Source organism: Paraburkholderia sp. HD33-4 (assembly GCF_021390635.1).
Lineage (GTDB): Bacteria > Pseudomonadota > Gammaproteobacteria > Burkholderiales > Burkholderiaceae > Paraburkholderia.
In genome coordinates this window covers 4,183,489-4,199,235 of sequence record NZ_JAJEJS010000001.1, presented here as the reverse complement: position 1 = coordinate 4,199,235, position 15,747 = coordinate 4,183,489, and the positions used below count along the sequence as shown (strand labels likewise).

The window sequence follows — 15,747 nt, the reverse complement described above, 5'->3', positions numbered from 1 at the left end:
AACCATGTTCCGCTTCGTTTTGCGCCGCATCGGCATGGTGATACCGACGTTCATCGGCATCACCATCCTCGCGTTCGCGCTGATTCACCTGATCCCGGGCGACCCCATCGAAGTGATGATGGGCGAGCGCGGTGTCGATCCGGCCATGCATGCGGCCGCGATGCACCGCCTCGGGCTCGACGAGCCCTTGCCGATCCAGTACTTCCACTACATCGGCCGCGCCTTGCACGGCGACCTCGGCACTTCGATCATCACCAACACGAGCGTGATGGGCGAATTCCTCGCGCGCTTTCCCGCCACCGTCGAACTGTCGATCTGCGCGATGCTGTTCGCGCTGATCGTCGGCCTGCCGGCGGGCGTGTTCGCGGCTCTGAGGCGCGGCACGGTGGTCGATCACGGCGTGATGGGCACCGCGCTGACCGGCTATTCGATGCCGATCTTCTGGTGGGGCTTGATCCTCATCATGGTGTTCTCGGTCAAGTTCGGTTTGACGCCGGTGTCGGGCCGCATCGCGGTCGAATACGACATTCCGCACGTGACCGGCTTCATGCTGATCGACTCGCTGATGTCCACCGACGAAGGCGCGTTCAAATCCGCGCTCAGCCATCTGATCCTGCCGGCGATCGTGCTCGGCACGATTCCGCTCGCGGTCGTCGCACGCATGACGCGCTCGTCGATGCTCGAAGTGCTGCGCGAGGATTACATCCGCACCGCGCGCGCGAAGGGGCTGTCGCCCGGACGCGTGATCGTCGTGCATGCGCTGCGCAATGCGCTGATTCCGGTCGTCACCGTGATCGGCCTGCAGGTCGGCACACTGCTTGCGGGCGCGGTGCTGACCGAAACGCTGTTTTCATGGCCGGGCATCGGCAAATGGCTGATCGACGCGATCGGCCGGCGTGACTATCCGGTCGTGCAAGGCGGTATCCTGTTGATCGCGACGCTGGTGATCGTCGTGAACCTCGTCGTCGATCTGCTGTACGGCGTGCTCAACCCACGCATTCGCCATACGAGGTAAATCAATATGGCTGACATTCAAAACACCGTCCCCCAATCGGTCACCCCGCCGAGCGGCCGCGCCATCGCGGTACGCGAATTCTGGGCGAACTTCTCGCGCAACCGCGGCGCGGTCGGCGCGGGCATCATCGTGCTGGTGCTGGTCTTCATCGCGATCTTCGCGCCGCTGATCGCGCCGCACAGCCCGATCGAGCAGTACCGTGACTCCGTGAAGATCCCGCCCGCCTGGCTCGATGGCGGCAACTGGAAGTTCATTCTCGGCACCGACGAAGCGGGCCGCGACATCCTCTCGCGTCTGATGTACGGCGCGCGGCTGTCGTTCTGGATCGGCTTCGTGTCGGTCGTGCTCGCGCTGATCCCGGGCGTCGTGCTCGGCCTCATCGCCGCGTTCTTCGAGAAATGGGCCGACACGCCGATCATGCGCATCATGGACGTGCTGCTCGCGCTGCCGTCGCTGTTGCTCGCGGTCGCCGTCGTCGCGATCATCGGTCCGGGTCTCGTCAACACGATGCTCGCGATCGCGATCGTCGCGCTGCCGGGCTACGTGCGTCTGACGCGCGCGTCCGCGCAGGGCGAGTTGCAGAAGGAGTACGTGACCGCTTCACGCGTCGCGGGTGCGAGCACGTTTCGGCTGATGTTCTCGCAGGTGCTGCCGAACTGCACCGCGCCGCTGATCGTGCAGGCAACACTGGGCTTTTCGTCGGCGATTCTCGATGCCGCCGCGCTCGGCTTCCTCGGCCTCGGCGTGCAACCGCCGTCGGCGGAGTGGGGCGCGATGCTCGCGTCGGCGCGCGACTACATCGACAGCGCATGGTGGATCGTCACGATGCCTGGTCTGTCCATCCTGATCTCGGTGCTTGCGATCAACCTGCTCGGCGACGGGCTGCGTGACGCGCTCGACCCCAAACTGAAACGGATGGCCTGAACATGAGCACTCTACTGACCATCCGCAATCTCGCGGTCAACTTCGGCGGCCTGCCCGCGGTCGACCGCATCAATCTCGACGTCGCGCCAGGTGAAGTAGTCGGCGTGGTGGGCGAATCGGGCTCAGGCAAGAGCGTGACGATGATGGCGCTGATGGGCCTGATCGACGCGCCCGGCAAGGTCACCGCCGACGAAATCACCTTCGACGGCAAGGACCTGCTGAAAGCCTCCGCGAAGCAGCGCCGCAAGATCATCGGCAAGGACATCGCGATGGTGTTCCAGGACGCGCTGACGAGCCTGAACCCGAGCTACACGGTCGGCTATCAGATCAAGGAGGTGCTGAAGCTGCACGAAGGGCTGCGTGGTTCGGCGCTGGACAAACGCGCGCTCGAACTGCTCGACCAGGTTGGCATCCCGGACGCGAAAAACCGCATTGGCTCGTTCCCGCATCAGATGTCGGGCGGCATGAACCAGCGCGTGATGATCGCGATGGCGATCGCCTGCAACCCGAAGCTGCTGATCGCCGACGAGCCGACCACCGCGCTCGACGTGACGATCCAGGCGCAGATCATGGAACTGCTGATGCGCCTGCAGAAGGAACGCGGCATGGCGCTCGTGCTGATTTCGCACGATCTGGCCGTGGTCTCCGAGGTCGCGCAGCGCGTCGCCGTGATGTACGCGGGCGAGGTGATCGAGACGAACAAGGTGCCGGACATCTTCGCCGCGCCGCATCATCCGTACACGGAAGCGCTGCTGGCCGCGATTCCCGAGCACAACGTGGGCGCGGTGCGGCTCGCGGCGCTGCCGGGCATGGTGCCGGGCCGCGACGACCGGCCCAAGGGGTGTCTGTTCGCGCCGCGCTGCAAGTACGTGGTCGATGACTGCATGAAGGCGCGCCCCGCGCTCGCGTCGCTGCCGGCTCACGCCGAACTCACGCGCGTGCGCTGCATCAAGCCGCTGAACCTCGAGAAGGACGCCAACGTTCACACGCAAGGAGGCGCCCGATGAGCGCAGCACCCGAAATCCGTCGCCAGTCGGATCGTACCGGCGATCACGTGCTCGTCGCCGACCAGCTTGCGCGCTACTACACGGTCAAGCGCGGCATGTTCGCGCACGGCACGGTGAAGGCGCTGAACGGCGTGTCGTTCGCGCTCGAACGCGGCAAGACGCTGGCGGTAGTAGGCGAGTCCGGCTGCGGCAAGTCGACCCTCGCGCGTCAGCTGACGATGATCGAAACGCCGAGCGCGGGCCGCCTGCTGATCGACGGCGAAGACGTGGCCGGCGCGAATCACGAGAAGATCGCGGCGCTCAGGCGGCGCGTGCAGATGGTGTTCCAGAACCCGTTTGCATCGCTCAATCCGCGCAAGACCGTCGAGCAGACGCTCGGCGAACCGCTCGCGATCAACACCCAGATGAGCGCGACCGAGCGCGCCGAGCGCATCGCGCAGATGATGCGCACGGTCGGCCTGCGGCCCGAGCACGCGAAGCGCTATCCGCACATGTTTTCCGGCGGCCAGCGTCAGCGTGTCGCGATCGCGCGGGCGATGATCCTCGATCCGCAGATCGTGGTCGCCGACGAACCGGTCTCGGCGCTCGACGTGTCGATCCAGGCGCAGATCCTGAATCTGTTCATGGATCTGCAGGACGAGTTCAAGACGAGCTACGTGTTCATCTCGCACAACCTGTCGGTGGTCGAGCATATCGCCGACGACGTGATGGTCATGTACTTCGGCGGTGTCGCTGAACTCGGCGACAAGCAGCGCATCTTCTCGAAGCCGCGCCATCCGTACACGCGAGCGTTGATGTCGGCGACCCCGTCGATCTTCGAGGCGGACCGCACGATCAAGATCAAGCTGCAAGGCGAAATGCCGTCGCCGCTGAATCCGCCGTCGGGCTGCACGTTCCATCAGCGCTGTCCGTACGTGATCGACCGCTGCCGCAGCGAGGAGCCGAAGCTGCGTGAAGTGGACGGCCGCCTCGTCTCGTGTCATCGCGCCGAAGAGGTGGGGGACGTGGATGCCTGATGGGGTGGCGGCGCGTCGTCTTGCGCGCCGCTTGTGTGAGGGCGGCTGGATAGCCGCCTTCGTGCGGCGCCGCGGGGCGCGTGCGCTGGGAGGCGCCGCGCCCTGCGGCGCATTTGCTGGAAGGTTCGTCGGCAAGTTTTCTCGCACGTTTTACCGTGCCAATGTTCATGCGCTTGCGCGCGCCTTTTTCTCCGCATTTCTTCCGTCGTTTCTGTCCGGAGTTTTTCGCCTGGTCTGCGCGCTGTCGGTTGGCGCGGCCGTGCCCGGCATCGCTCACGCGGCCGGCGCGGCGGCCAATACGCCAGCCCCGGCGGCTCAAGGGGCCCGCCCGGTGGTCGCGGTGCCAGCCACGCCGCCGGCTTCCGTTGCGCCGCCCCCGGCGCCCGGCACCACCGCGAGCGGCCCGGTGCGTCAGCAACCGGCGCGCATGCCGTTCTATGTCGCGACGCGCGGCAATACCACGATCTACGTGCTCGGCACGCTGCACGTCGGCGATCCGGTCGACTATCCGGCAGGGCAGCCGTTTCGCGCGCCGATCCTCGCGGCGCTCGCCGCGTCGCCGACGCTCGCGCTCGAACTGTCGCCCGACGAACTGCTGGTGTCGCAGGACGACGTGTCGAAGTACGGCGTGTGCAAGCGCGACTGCCTGCCGGGTTTGCTGCCCGAGCCGCTGTGGCACAAGCTGGCTCTGCGGCTGCGCGGCAATCCGGCCGCGCTCGATGCGATCAAGAAGATGCGGCCGTGGCTCGCGTCGCTGGTGGTCGAGACCTACGACTCGCTGTCCGCGGGTCTGCAAACCGAGTACGGCACCGAAGCGCAATTGCAGAACGTGTATCTGAAGACGCGCGGCAAGATCGTCGGACTCGAAACGCTCGCGCAGCAGATGCGCGCGTTCACCGGACTGTCGGGCGCCCAGCAGCGTGAGATGCTCGCGCAGGATCTGGTGCAGACGCCCGCGCAGAACGTCGAGGACGTGCGCACGCTGCATCGGCTGTGGCAGGTCGGCGATGCCGATGCGATCGCCGCGTGGCAGGCCGCCAAATCGGAGAAACTCGCGCGCGACCCGCGCGTCTCCGATTCGATCGACAACCGGATCGTCTACGAGCGCAATCGTCGCTTCGTCGCGCGGATGCTGCAGTACGCCGCGCCGAACAAGCCGGTGTTCGTCGCGATCGGCGCGCTGCATCTGGGTGGGCCGAAGGGCGTGCTGCAGCTGTTGCGGCAGCACGGCTTCGTAGTCGAGGCGGGGTGAATCAGATCGAGGTTCGAGCCGTAACGGCGGGATCGATCAGAAGGTTTGCCAGTCGGCGTCGGAGGTCGTCGCGAGTGCTGGTTCGGGCTTTGCGCCCGGCGTCCTGGTGGCGGATTTTCTTTCGGCTGACGACAGCGGCGCGGATTTCGCCTGCGCGTTGCCGTGCGCCGAGGGCAGCTCGGCGCGCGTCGCGGGCAACGCGGGCGCGTGCTTATTCGGCATCCGCGGCGCGACGCCACGCGCAGCCGACGGCTCGCCGTTACCGACCTTGAACGCCGACACCACGCCTGCCAGCTTCGCCGCCTGCTCTTCGAGCGACTGCGCCGCGGCGGCCGCCTGCTCGACGAGCGCCGCGTTCTGCTGCGTGACTTCGTCCATCTGGTTGACGGCCTGGTTGACCTGCTCGATGCCGCGGCTCTGCTCTTCCGACGCGGCCGCGATTTCGCCGACGATGTCCGACACCTGACGGATCACCGTCGTCACCTGGCCCATCGCGGTGCTGACCTCGACCGCCTGCGTCGAGCCATCCTGGATCATCGACACCGACGAGCCGATCAATTCCTTGATCTCCTTGGCGGCCGCCGCCGAGCGCTGCGCGAGGCTGCGCACTTCGCTCGCCACGACCGCGAAGCCGCGGCCCTGCTCGCCGGCGCGCGCGGCTTCGACCGCCGCGTTCAGCGCGAGGATGTTGGTCTGGAAGGCGATGCCCTCGATCACCCCGGTGATCTCCGAGATCTTGCTCGAACTGCCGCTGATCCGGCCGATCGTCGCGGCCATCGCCTGCACCGCGTCGTTGCCGCTCGCGGCCATGCTCGCGGCGTTGCTCGCAAGGGTGTTCGCCTGACGTGCATTGTCGGCATTGTGCTTTACCGTTTCGGTGAGCTGCGTCATGCTCGCCGCGGTCTGTTCGAGCGACGCGGCTTGCTCCTCGGTGCGCGCCGACAGATCGAGATTGCCGGCCGCGATCTCGCGCGTCGCGGTGCTGACCGAATCGGTCGACGCGCGCACGGTTACGATGTTTTGCTCGATCCGGCGCAACAGCGCGTCGAACGCGACCGCGCCGCGGCCGAATTCGTCCATGCGCGGGCTCGCCGCGCGCCGCGACACGTCGAGCGTCTCGGCGATCTCCTCGAATTTCCGACGCTGCCGGATCAGGCCGCCGCACACGATCCGATGTAACTGCAGACCGCCGTAGAGCGCGATAGCCGTGCCGAGCCAGGCCATGGCGACCAGCGCCGCAAACCAGCTTCGGCTTGCCGCCGCGTCCCCGCTCAACTGCGACAGCCCGATGAGGCCCGCGAGGCCGGCAAGGAAGCTCAGCGCGACGCAACTGCCGAATATCAACAGGATCCGGATCCTGATCGTGAGGTGGGCCTTCTGCACTTCGTCTCCTTTTACTGGTTATGCGATACCTGCGCGCTGAAATATGGGCCTGTGCAGGACCAGTCCAGAAGTACGGCAGATCGGGAGCTTTCTGAAGGGGGAGACGAAGGCTTATTGCGGGCTGGAGCGGATCTTCGGCGCTGCCGGGCGCCCCTTGTGCAAGTGAGCCGCCCGGCAACGTCAAGCGCGAATTGAGCCGAAAGTGAGCCGAAAACCGAGACCTGACCGCTACAAAAACATCAGGAAATTCAACAGCAGGATATTGATCACCAGCAGCGTCAACGCCGTCGGAATCTGCGCCTTGATCACCGCATTCTTGTCGGGTAATTCGAGCAGCGCGACCGGCACCATGTTGAAGTTCGCGGCCATCGGCGTCATCAGCGTGCCGCAGTAGCCGGAGAACATGCCGATCGCGGCCATCACGGCCGGGTTGCCGTGGAACACGCCGACGAGAATCGGCACGCCGACGCCGCCCGTCATCACCGGAAACGCGGCGAAGCCGTTGCCCATCACCATCGTGAACAGCGCCATGCCGATGCAGTACACGGCCACCGCGACGAAGCGGTAATCGAGGCTGATATACGACGTGGTCACGTGCGCGACCGCCTTGCCCACGCCCGCGTCCGAGAACACGAGGCCGAGCATGCCGAGCATCTGCGGCAGCACCGCCGCCCACGACAGCGCATCGACGAGGCGGCGCGCTTCCTTCATCGACTGACCGACCGTGTCGCGCGTCATCACGCAGGCGATCGCCAGTGCAATGACGCAGCCGATGCCGAAGCCGATCAGCGTGACGTTGGCCTTCTCGATCAGCGGCACGCCGCCGAACACGAGATGGCTCGCCGCGAGCGTGATGATCACCGTGATGACCGGGATCGTCAGCGCGGGCACGAACAGCTTGTTGCGCAGACGCGCGGCGCTCGCCTGACGCGCTTCGAGCGACAGCGTCTTCGGCTTGCCCGCGGTGACGCCGCCAAAGCCAGCGATCAGCGCCATCGCGATGACGGCGACGCCGACCACGGCCGGCGGCAGCCGGTCGCCGATCAGGAAGATCAGCGCGTACAGAATCCAGAAACCGCCCGCGGTGAAGCGGCGCGGATGCTCGCGGTCCGTAGCGATCATGCCGCCGACGATCAGCAGCACGATGCCGAGCAACCAGAACAGATAGGTGATCGTGAAGGTCATGCTTCGTCTCCGGTAGCGCGAGTGGCCGACGACGGCGTCGATGCCGCGGCCGCTTTCGGGTTTGAACTGCCGCCCGGAGCGTTGCCGCGCAATTCACGTTCGAGCCGGCGGTCGAGCAGCCAGAGCCGGAAGCCGTGCACGATGAACGCGCTGATCGCGGTCGGAATGCCCCACACCGCCACGTGAATCGGCTCGACGACGATGCCCGCTTCCTTCAGGAAAGTCGTCATCAGCACGATCGCGCCGAATGCTACGAAGACGTCCTCGCCGAAAAAGAGGCCGACGTTGTCGGTTGCGGCTGAGAACGCGCGCAGCCGGAACCGCACCGAGTCGCTGATCTTGCCGAAGCGGTTTTCCGTTGCGCCCTCGGCCATCGGCGCGATCAGCGGACGCACCATCTGCGGATGGCCGCCGAGCCCGGTCAGGCCGACCGCGGCGGTCAACTCCCGCACTGCCAGATAGACGATCAACAGACGCCCGGCGGTCGCCGCCTTGATACCGCTGATCCACGTCTGCGCGCGCTCGCGCAGGCCGTGTCGTTCGAGCAGGCCGATCACCGCGAGCGGCAGCAGGATGATCAGCGGGATGTTGCGCGTCTTGATGAAGCCGGTGCCGATCAGCGCGAGGATCTTTTCGGGTGGGAAATGCGCGGCGAATCCGGTGACGATCGCGGCGACGGCCACGATCAGCATCGGATTGAAGCGCAACAGAAAACCAACGATGATGACGGCCACACCGATGAGCGGCCAAAGACTGACGGTTGTCTGCATCAGGGTCTCCAAAGAGGTTATTCAACTTCGCCGCGGGTGGCGGCTGACGTGAACCAACCGGTGCATGCGGCTTCATGCGCCGGCGTGCTGCCGCGGCTCTGCGGCCGCGTCGAACTCTCTTTTCCTGCCCCGCGGATGCGCGTGCGTCGGCATCCGCGGGTGTGCAGCCGGCATCGCGATTGCGATTCATGCCCCGGCTGGCAGACGCCCCGCGTGGGAGCGGGGCGCTGGATCGGTCACGCGCGCCGGATCGGATCGGCGCGAGCGGTGGGGACGGCGGTGATGCGAACGCTCAGACGCGCGCGGCGCTTGCCGCGTGCACTTCGATGCCGGCCTCGGCGAGCGCGCCGCGAATGCGTCGCGCGAACGCGAGCGCGTGCGGGCCGTCGCCGTGCAGGCAGATGGTCTGCGCGTTCAGCGGCACCCACTGCCCGTCGACGGCCTTCACGCGTTGCTCGCGGATCATCGTGAGCGTACGCGCGAGCACTTCGTCCTCGTCGTCGAGCAGTGCGCCCGGCTCCTTGCGCGGCACGAGCGAGCCGTCGGCTCGATAGCCGCGGTCAGCGAACACTTCCTCGATCGCGGTCAGGCCCGCGTTGCGCGCGGCGCTAACGAGTCCGCTGCCCGCGAGGGCGAACACCGCCACCGACGGATCGAAGTCGTGCACCGCGGAGACGATCGCGTCGGCGATCTTCGCGTCGCGCGCGGCCTGGTTGTACAGTGCGCCGTGCGGTTTCACGTGCGCGATGCGCCCGCCCTCGGCCTGCGCGATCGCCGACAGCGCGCCGAGCTGATACAGCACGCCCGCGTAGATCTCGCCCGCCGGCAGATCCATTTCCTTGCGGCCGAAATTCTCGGGATCGTTGAAGCTCGGATGCGCGCCGATCGACACGCCCTTCTGTACGGCCCAGCGCACGCACTCGCGCATCGCGTTGGGGCCGCCCGCATGCCAGCCGCATGCGATGTTGGCCGAGCTCACGAGGTCGAGCAGCGCCTCGTCGGAGCCGCAGCCTTCGCCGAGATCGGCGTTCAGATCGATTTCCATGGGGACTCCTTTATTCAGTGTTACAGCGCCGCGAGCGCCGCCTGGCGCGCGCAACGCTCTTCATGCATCGCGATCGCGGCATCGATCTGCCGCAGATACGCACGTTCTTCCAGCAAAGCCTGGCGCGCCTCGTACGGCGTCGTCGGGATGAAACGGACCGCCGCGTTCAGCCGCACCTGCGCGAGCTTCCACAGATCGGCCTGGATCACCGCGCCGATCTTCGGATAGCCGCCGGTGGTCTGCGCGTCGCTCATCAGCACGATCGGCTGGCCGTTCGGCGGTACCTGGATCGTGCCGGGCAGCACCGCGTGCGACAGCAGATCGGCCTTGTGCGTGCGTTTCAGTTCCGTGCCGGCAAGGCGATAGCCCATGCGGTTGCTGTTCGGCGTGACGAGCCACTCGTCGGACCAGAACGACTGCTGCGCGTCCGCCGTGAAGCTGTCGTATTCGGGGCCGCGCAGCACGCGGATCGGTATCGCCCACGGCACCCCCGACGGATGCCGGCCACGCCGCAATGGCTCGGGAACCAGCACGAACTTGCACCATGTGGGCGCCTTCACGCCGAACGCGGGCGCCTCGGGCGTGAAGCCGAGGTGGCCGCGCTGCTGCGGCGCGCCGACCGGCAGACGGTCGCCGTCGTTGAGCGCGCGCCCGCCGAGTCCGCCGAAACGTCCGGCGAGGTCGGTGCTGCGCGAGCCGAGCATCGGCAGCACGTCGATGCCGCCCGCCACGCACACATAGCCGCGCATGCCGCGTTTCGCCGCGTTCAGCACGAGTTCCTGGCCGGCCTGCACGGGCAGGCTCCACCATGAATAGACGGGTTTGCCGTCGAGCGTCGCGCCGAAGTCGGGGCCGGTGATCGCGACGCGCGTCGCGCGCAGAAAGCGCAGCACGGTCGGGCCGAAGGTGATTTCGAGGCCGGCCGCGTCGGGGCGGTTGCCCACCAGCCGGTTGCCGACTTCGAGCGACAGCCGGTCTAGCGCACCACTCATCGCGACGCCGAGATGCCGGTAGCCATGGCGGCCGAGGTCCTGGATCGTGGTCTGAAGACCCGCGCGGATTACGTCGATCATGCGTGGATCCCCGCGATCGTGAAGCGCACCCGGTCGCCGGGCTGCAGCAGTGTGGGCGGGCGGCGCGCCGGATCGAACAGCGGCACCTCGGTGCGGCCGATCAGCTGCCAGCCGCCCGGCGACACCGCCGGATAGATGCCGGTCTGCTCGCCGCCGATGCCGACCGAGCCCGCCGGCACCTCGAGCCGCGGCGATGCGCGGCGCGGCGTGTGCAGCGCGGCATCGAGCCCGCCCATATAGGCGAAGCCGGGCTGGAAGCCGAGAAAGAACACCACGTAGGCGCCGCCCGCATGACGCTCGACGACCTCGCGCGCGCTCAAGCCCGTATGTTCGGCGACCGCCCGCAGATCGGGACCGAATGCGCCGCCGTACTGCACCGCAATGTCGACATCGCGCCCGGGTATGGCGGCTTTGGGCGCCGCGTTCCAGGCCGCGAGCAACTGCTCGCCGAGCGCGCCGGCGTCGGTCGCGAGCGGGTCGAACACGAGCGTCAGATTGTTCATGCCGGGTACGACTTCGAGCACCTGCGGCCAGTCGCGCGCGGCAACGGCTGCGGCCCACACGCGCTGCTGGCACTCCAGCGTGGCGGGCGGCGGCGCCTCGCAGACGAGCGCGGCATCGCCGAGCGGAAAGATTCGTGGTTGGCTCATGACTGGGCGGCCCGGATCGAGTCGGAAAATGAGGCGGACAGCGCGGCGCGTTGGCGCATGCCCGGCATGGAGTCGGCGACGTTTGGAGCGTACATTATCAATAAAATATCGACGATTTACCAATAAGCGTTTTTGCCAGGCTCGTCGGCGGCGGGGCATCGTCGTACACTTGCGACACTTTTCCAGCCCATATTCATCCCCGGAACCTCGAATGACGCGTCATCCCACCAAGATCGTTTCGTCCGAACACCTCGTCTCCGAGAGCAGCGCGGAACTGTCCGAACTCGAATACGCGCTGATCATGGCGGGCAATGCGTTCAACCGCTGGATGGTGCGCTGCATGTCGGCGGCCGGCGACAAGGACATGACCGCGATCGAGGTGTCGCTGCTGCACCACGTGAGCCATCGCGAACGTCGCAAGAAGCTCGCGGACATCTGCTTCGTGCTCAACATCGAAGACACCCACGTCGCGACTTACGCGTTGAAAAAGCTCGTAGCTAGAGGGTATGTAAAAAGCGAAAAGACCGGCAAGGAAGTGTTCTTTTCGGCAACCGACGCCGGCCGCGAGCTATGCCTGAAATATCGCGAGGTGCGCGAAAACTGCCTGATCTCAACGCTCAAGGAAAGCGGCCTGACCAACCAGCAGATCGGCGAGGCCGCGCAGTTGATGCGCAACGCGTCGGGCTTGTACGACACGGCGGCGCGCGCGGCGGCTTCGCTGTAACGACCGATACCGCGCGAGCGCCGCGCGTCACCTGCCGCGCGTCGCGCGTTCAGCCCGGCAGCGCCGGATGAAACCCCGCCTCGGTGATGATCAGATCCAGCGGAATGTCATGCGCCTCGCGCTCCAGCGTGTCGGTGCGGCACGCTTCGTACGCGATGCCGACCGTGACCGGCTTATGCGCGGCCGGCCAGTGCGCCAGGGTGCGGTCGTAATAGCCGCCGCCGTAGCCGAGACGATAGCCGTCCGAGTCGAAACCCACGCAAGGCACGAACAGCAGCTCGGGCAGCACGATGCGCCCCGAGGTCGGCTCGGCAATCTTGTGATGGCCGATTTTCATCGGCGTCGCGGGCGTCCACGCATGGAATTCGAGCGCCATGCCACGTTCTTTAATGATTGGCAGACTGGCTTCGTGATGCGGGTCGGCCGCGAGCCAGATCGCGATCGCGCCGCGCGCGTCGAACTCGCCGGCGAGGGGCCAGTAGAATCCCGCGCTGCGTACCGCATAGTGCTTCAGCGCGTCGAGCATCCGACGCCCGAGCGCGGCATTCTTCGCCGGCTCGGAAGCCGCTTGCAGACGGCTTTCCAGCAACATCCGGCGCAGCGCCTTTTTCGTTGCGGGGACAGGGTTGCATGCTATGCTTGGGTCCAATTCGCGCTCCAGAAACAACGATGTCAAAACGCCTTTTTCGAGTATATCGCGCGGCCGGTATCGCGCTGGCTGCAGCGGCACTCGTTGCCTGCAGCACCGCCTCGGCCGTCAAGCCCCTCCCGCTCTCGCAACTCAGCAACGACGACCAGATTTTCATCCAGCTTCGCGAAGCCGCGCGCACTAACGACGCGGCGCGTGCGGCCCAGCTCGCGAGCATGATCCCGAACTATCCGGCACCGTCGTATCTGGAGTATTTCCAGATCAAGCCGCAGCTGTTCGATTCGACCGGCCATGCGCGCGTCGACGCGCCGGACGCGCCCGTGCTCGCGTTCCTGCAGAAGTACGACGGCCAGGCGATCGCCGATCGCATGCGCAACGACTACCTGACCGTGCTCGGCACCCGCCACGACTGGCGCAACTTCGACCAGCAGTACGCGAAGTTCGTGCTCGACGACGACACGCAGGTCAAGTGCTACGCGCTCGAATCGCGCGCGTCGCGCGGCGAGAACGTCGCGGACGCGGCGCGCGCGCTGCTCGTCGATCCGAAATGGTACGGCGACGGCTGCGTCGATCTGATCACGGTGCTTGGCGTGAACCATCAGTTCAGCGCCGACGACATCTGGGCGCAAATCCGTCTCGCGTACGAGCAGAACTACGCGAGCACCGGCAGCAAGCTGGTCGACGCGCTCGGCGACCCGCCGCCCGACCCGGTGCTGTTCGACCAGGCTGCCAATACGCCGCCGCTGCTGCTCGCCCGCGGCGTCGGGCCGGATGCGCAATCGCATCAGCTGGCGCTGCTCGCGATCACGCGCATGGCGCGCAACGATCCGGCCATGGCCGCGGCCACGTTCGCGTCGGTCGCGCCGTCGCTGAATTCGCCGGAGCGCGCGATCGGCTGGGGCACGATCGGCTATCAGGGCGCGCTCAAGCAGATGCCCGGCGCGGTCGACTGGTTCAGGCTGTCGGCGAACGCGCCGCTGTCGAATCCCGCGTATGAATGGCGCACCCGCAGCGCGCTGCTCGCCGGCGACTGGAACATGGTGCGCTGGTCGATCGAGCAGATGCCCGAGTCGCTGCGCAAGCAGCCGTCGTGGGTGTACTGGCACGCGCGCGCGCTGAAGCAGGCCGGCGACACGGCCACGGCGAGCCAGGAATTCCAGTCGATCGCGTCGAACTTCAACTTCTACGGCCAGCTCGCGCTCGAAGAGCTCGGCCAGAAGATCAGCGTGCCGCCGAAAACCACCGTGACCGACGCCGAAGTACAGCAGGCCGGCACCACGCCGGGCTTCGATCTGGCGCAGCGTTTCTATGCGCTGAATCTGCGGCTCGAGGGCAACCGCGAGTGGAACTGGCCGCTGCGCAACATGTCCGACCGGCAACTGCTCGCGGCCGCCGAGTACGCGCGCCGCATCGAACTGTACGACCGCACCGTCAACACCGCGGACCGCACGAAGAGCGAGCACGATTTCTCGCTGCGCTATCTATCGCCGTTCCGCAACATCGTCGAGCAGGACGCGCAGTCGAGCGGGCTCGACGTCGAGTGGGCGTACGGGCTGATTCGCCAGGAGTCGCGCTTCATCATCAACGCGCGCTCGGACGTCGGCGCGGGCGGACTGATGCAGCTGATGCCCGCAACCGCGCAACTGGTCGCGAAGAAGATCGGTCTGGGACCGGTGTCGCGCGAGCAGATGAACGACATCAACACCAACATCCTGCTCGGCACCAACTACCTGGCGATGATCTACAATCAGTTCGACGGATCCGCCGTGCTGGCCACCGCTGGCTACAACGCAGGTCCGGGCCGTCCGCGCAACTGGCGGCAGTCGCTGCAGCACCCGGTCGAAGGCGCGGTTTTCGCCGAGGCGATTCCGTTCCAGGAAACTCGCGACTACGTGAAGAATGTGCTGTCTAACACGGTCTACTACGCGGCATTGTTCGAAGGCCGTCCGCAATCGCTGAAGGCGCGCCTGGGTTACATCGCACCGTAAGCGCCTTGGCGCCGCAACCTCGCTCAGAGGTTGCGGCGCGCTTCGCCAGCCGTTGCCGCGGCTTCCACCAGGGAGTCGAAAAATGCGACATCAAGCCATCGCGGTCATCGGCGGCTCCGGGTTCATCGGCAGCTACCTCGTCAACGCGCTCGTCGAGATGGGCAAGGACGTGCGCGTCGCCACCCGGCGACGCTACAACGCGCGCCATCTGACCATGCTGCCGATCGACGTGCTCGAAACCGACGTGTTCGATCCGGTGCAGCTCGCGCGCTTCGTCGAAGGCGTGGATTGCGTGATCAACCTCGTCGGCATCCTGAACGGCAAACGCGGCAAACCCTATGGAAAGGAGTTCGCGCATGCGCACGTCGAGCTGCCCACGCGCATCGTCGCCGCCTGCGAAGGCAAGGGCGTGCATCGGCTGATTCATCTGAGCGCGCTCGGCGCCGATCCAAACGGCCCGAGCATGTATTCGCGCTCGAAAGCCGACGGCGAGAAGGCCGTGCATGCGGCGAACGTCGCGTGGACGATCTTCCGGCCGTCGGTCGTGTTCGGCCCCGAGGACGCATTTCTGAACAAGTTCGCGTTTCTGCAGCGCGTGTTTCCGGCGATCCCGCTCGCGATGCCGGACGCGCAATTCCAGCCGGTCTATGTCGGCGACGTCGCGAAGGCGATCGTCAACGTGCTCGATCTCGACGGCGCTAGCGGCCACACCTACGAGCTCGGCGGCCCGACCGTCTACACGCTCGAAGATCTGGTTTCATACTGCGGCGACGTGATCGGCAAGCATGCGCGCATCATCCGTCTGCCGGAGCCGCTCGCGCGTCTGCAGGCGCTGAGCTTCGAAATGGCGCCGGGCGAACCGGTGATTTCGCGCGACAATCTCGATTCGATGAAGGTCGCCAATATTCTGAGCGGGCCGCTCGCGCCGGAGCTCGGACTCGAACCGGTCAGCATCGAGGCGATCGTGCCGACGTATCTGACCGGCGCGGCCTCGGGTTCGCGACTCGACACGTTCCGCGCCAGCGCCGGGCGCTAGATCCTTTTCCTCTCTCTTCCTGATAACAAG

Annotated in this window: 15 protein-coding genes; 8 read left to right on the top strand and 7 right to left on the bottom strand. The window is 66.4% G+C overall.

What is annotated here, in order from left to right; translation table 11 throughout:
- The first annotated feature begins 4 nt into the window (after window positions 1-4).
- The 5 genes from L0U84_RS18835 to L0U84_RS18815 are packed head-to-tail and all read left to right on the top strand — an operon-like array spanning window position 5 to window position 5,214.
- Window positions 5-1,015: an ABC transporter permease subunit gene (locus tag L0U84_RS18835; RefSeq protein ID WP_233851671.1), complete on the top strand. Its 1,011-nt coding sequence runs from the start codon at window positions 5-7 to the stop codon at window positions 1,013-1,015.
- A 6-nt stretch (window positions 1,016-1,021) separates the two neighbouring features.
- Entirely contained in the window at window positions 1,022-1,939 is a 918-nt protein-coding gene (locus tag L0U84_RS18830; RefSeq protein WP_233851669.1) for an ABC transporter permease subunit, read from the top strand.
- A gap of 2 nt (window positions 1,940-1,941) precedes the next feature.
- Window positions 1,942-2,946, top strand: coding sequence for an ABC transporter ATP-binding protein (locus L0U84_RS18825; RefSeq protein WP_233851667.1), 1,005 nt, complete (start codon window positions 1,942-1,944; stop codon window positions 2,944-2,946).
- Window positions 2,943-3,962, top strand: a complete 1,020-nt coding sequence (locus L0U84_RS18820) for a peptide ABC transporter ATP-binding protein (RefSeq protein ID WP_233851665.1) — start codon at window positions 2,943-2,945, stop codon at window positions 3,960-3,962. The genes L0U84_RS18825 and L0U84_RS18820 overlap by 4 nt, the downstream gene beginning before the upstream one ends.
- Window positions 3,955-5,214 (top strand): TraB/GumN family protein, encoded by a 1,260-nt coding sequence (locus L0U84_RS18815; RefSeq protein ID WP_233851664.1) that lies wholly within the window; start codon window positions 3,955-3,957, stop codon window positions 5,212-5,214. Before L0U84_RS18820 ends, L0U84_RS18815 begins: the two co-directional genes overlap by 8 nt.
- A gap of 36 nt (window positions 5,215-5,250) precedes the next feature.
- Here the strand turns inward: L0U84_RS18815 and L0U84_RS18810 are convergent, their stop codons facing one another.
- The 6 genes from L0U84_RS18810 to pxpB form a co-directional block, all read right to left on the bottom strand.
- Window positions 5,251-6,597, bottom strand: a complete 1,347-nt coding sequence (locus L0U84_RS18810) for a methyl-accepting chemotaxis protein (RefSeq protein ID WP_326491180.1) — start codon at window positions 6,595-6,597, stop codon at window positions 5,251-5,253.
- A gap of 228 nt (window positions 6,598-6,825) precedes the next feature.
- On the bottom strand, window positions 6,826-7,782 hold the full coding sequence (locus tag L0U84_RS18805; protein WP_233851663.1) for a DUF979 domain-containing protein: 957 nt from the start codon (window positions 7,780-7,782) through the stop codon (window positions 6,826-6,828).
- Window positions 7,779-8,552, bottom strand: coding sequence for a DUF969 domain-containing protein (locus L0U84_RS18800; RefSeq protein WP_233851662.1), 774 nt, complete (start codon window positions 8,550-8,552; stop codon window positions 7,779-7,781). The genes L0U84_RS18805 and L0U84_RS18800 overlap by 4 nt, the downstream gene beginning before the upstream one ends.
- Before the next feature lie 292 nt (window positions 8,553-8,844).
- Entirely contained in the window at window positions 8,845-9,597 is a 753-nt protein-coding gene (gene pxpA / locus L0U84_RS18795; RefSeq protein WP_233851661.1) for a 5-oxoprolinase subunit PxpA, read from the bottom strand.
- Window positions 9,598-9,617: 20 nt separating this feature from the next.
- Window positions 9,618-10,670, bottom strand: a complete 1,053-nt coding sequence (locus L0U84_RS18790; protein ID WP_233851660.1) for a biotin-dependent carboxyltransferase family protein — start codon at window positions 10,668-10,670, stop codon at window positions 9,618-9,620.
- Complete coding sequence (pxpB, locus tag L0U84_RS18785; RefSeq protein WP_233851659.1) at window positions 10,667-11,320, bottom strand: 5-oxoprolinase subunit PxpB; 654 nt, start codon at window positions 11,318-11,320, stop codon at window positions 10,667-10,669. The genes L0U84_RS18790 and pxpB overlap by 4 nt, the downstream gene beginning before the upstream one ends.
- A 211-nt stretch (window positions 11,321-11,531) precedes the next feature.
- Between pxpB and L0U84_RS18780 the strand changes: the two genes are divergently transcribed.
- Window positions 11,532-12,044 (top strand): winged helix DNA-binding protein, encoded by a 513-nt coding sequence (locus L0U84_RS18780; protein WP_018418717.1) that lies wholly within the window; start codon window positions 11,532-11,534, stop codon window positions 12,042-12,044.
- Between the two features lie 49 nt (window positions 12,045-12,093).
- Here L0U84_RS18780 and L0U84_RS18775 read toward each other — a convergent pair whose 3' ends face one another.
- Entirely contained in the window at window positions 12,094-12,636 is a 543-nt protein-coding gene (locus tag L0U84_RS18775; RefSeq protein WP_233851658.1) for a 5-formyltetrahydrofolate cyclo-ligase, read from the bottom strand.
- A gap of 77 nt (window positions 12,637-12,713) precedes the next feature.
- Between L0U84_RS18775 and L0U84_RS18770 the strand changes: the two genes are divergently transcribed.
- Window positions 12,714-14,681, top strand: coding sequence for a lytic transglycosylase domain-containing protein (locus tag L0U84_RS18770; RefSeq protein ID WP_233851656.1), 1,968 nt, complete (start codon window positions 12,714-12,716; stop codon window positions 14,679-14,681).
- A gap of 82 nt (window positions 14,682-14,763) precedes the next feature.
- The gene (locus L0U84_RS18765) at window positions 14,764-15,717 is read left to right on the top strand and encodes a complex I NDUFA9 subunit family protein (protein WP_233851654.1); all 954 of its coding nucleotides are present in this window, start codon (window positions 14,764-14,766) and stop codon (window positions 15,715-15,717) included.
- The last annotated feature ends 30 nt before the right edge of the window (window positions 15,718-15,747 follow it).

Excerpts from the sequence above, each read along its gene's own strand:
- L0U84_RS18835 (WP_233851671.1), top strand. The coding sequence starts at position 5 with ATGTTCCGCTTCGTTTTGCGCCGCATCGGCATGGTGATACCGACGTTC.
- L0U84_RS18830 (WP_233851669.1), top strand. The coding sequence starts at position 1,022 with ATGGCTGACATTCAAAACACCGTCCCCCAATCGGTCACCCCGCCGAGC.
- L0U84_RS18825 (WP_233851667.1), top strand. The coding sequence starts at position 1,942 with ATGAGCACTCTACTGACCATCCGCAATCTCGCGGTCAACTTCGGCGGC.
- L0U84_RS18820 (WP_233851665.1), top strand. The coding sequence starts at position 2,943 with ATGAGCGCAGCACCCGAAATCCGTCGCCAGTCGGATCGTACCGGCGAT.
- L0U84_RS18815 (WP_233851664.1), top strand. The coding sequence starts at position 3,955 with ATGCCTGATGGGGTGGCGGCGCGTCGTCTTGCGCGCCGCTTGTGTGAG.
- L0U84_RS18805 (WP_233851663.1), bottom strand. The coding sequence starts at position 7,782 with ATGACCTTCACGATCACCTATCTGTTCTGGTTGCTCGGCATCGTGCTG.
- L0U84_RS18800 (WP_233851662.1), bottom strand. The coding sequence starts at position 8,552 with ATGCAGACAACCGTCAGTCTTTGGCCGCTCATCGGTGTGGCCGTCATC.
- pxpA (WP_233851661.1), bottom strand. The coding sequence starts at position 9,597 with ATGGAAATCGATCTGAACGCCGATCTCGGCGAAGGCTGCGGCTCCGAC.
- L0U84_RS18790 (WP_233851660.1), bottom strand. The coding sequence starts at position 10,670 with ATGATCGACGTAATCCGCGCGGGTCTTCAGACCACGATCCAGGACCTC.
- pxpB (WP_233851659.1), bottom strand. The coding sequence starts at position 11,320 with ATGAGCCAACCACGAATCTTTCCGCTCGGCGATGCCGCGCTCGTCTGC.
- L0U84_RS18780 (WP_018418717.1), top strand. The coding sequence starts at position 11,532 with ATGACGCGTCATCCCACCAAGATCGTTTCGTCCGAACACCTCGTCTCC.
- L0U84_RS18775 (WP_233851658.1), bottom strand. The coding sequence starts at position 12,636 with ATGTTGCTGGAAAGCCGTCTGCAAGCGGCTTCCGAGCCGGCGAAGAAT.
- L0U84_RS18770 (WP_233851656.1), top strand. The coding sequence starts at position 12,714 with ATGTCAAAACGCCTTTTTCGAGTATATCGCGCGGCCGGTATCGCGCTG.
- L0U84_RS18765 (WP_233851654.1), top strand. The coding sequence starts at position 14,764 with ATGCGACATCAAGCCATCGCGGTCATCGGCGGCTCCGGGTTCATCGGC.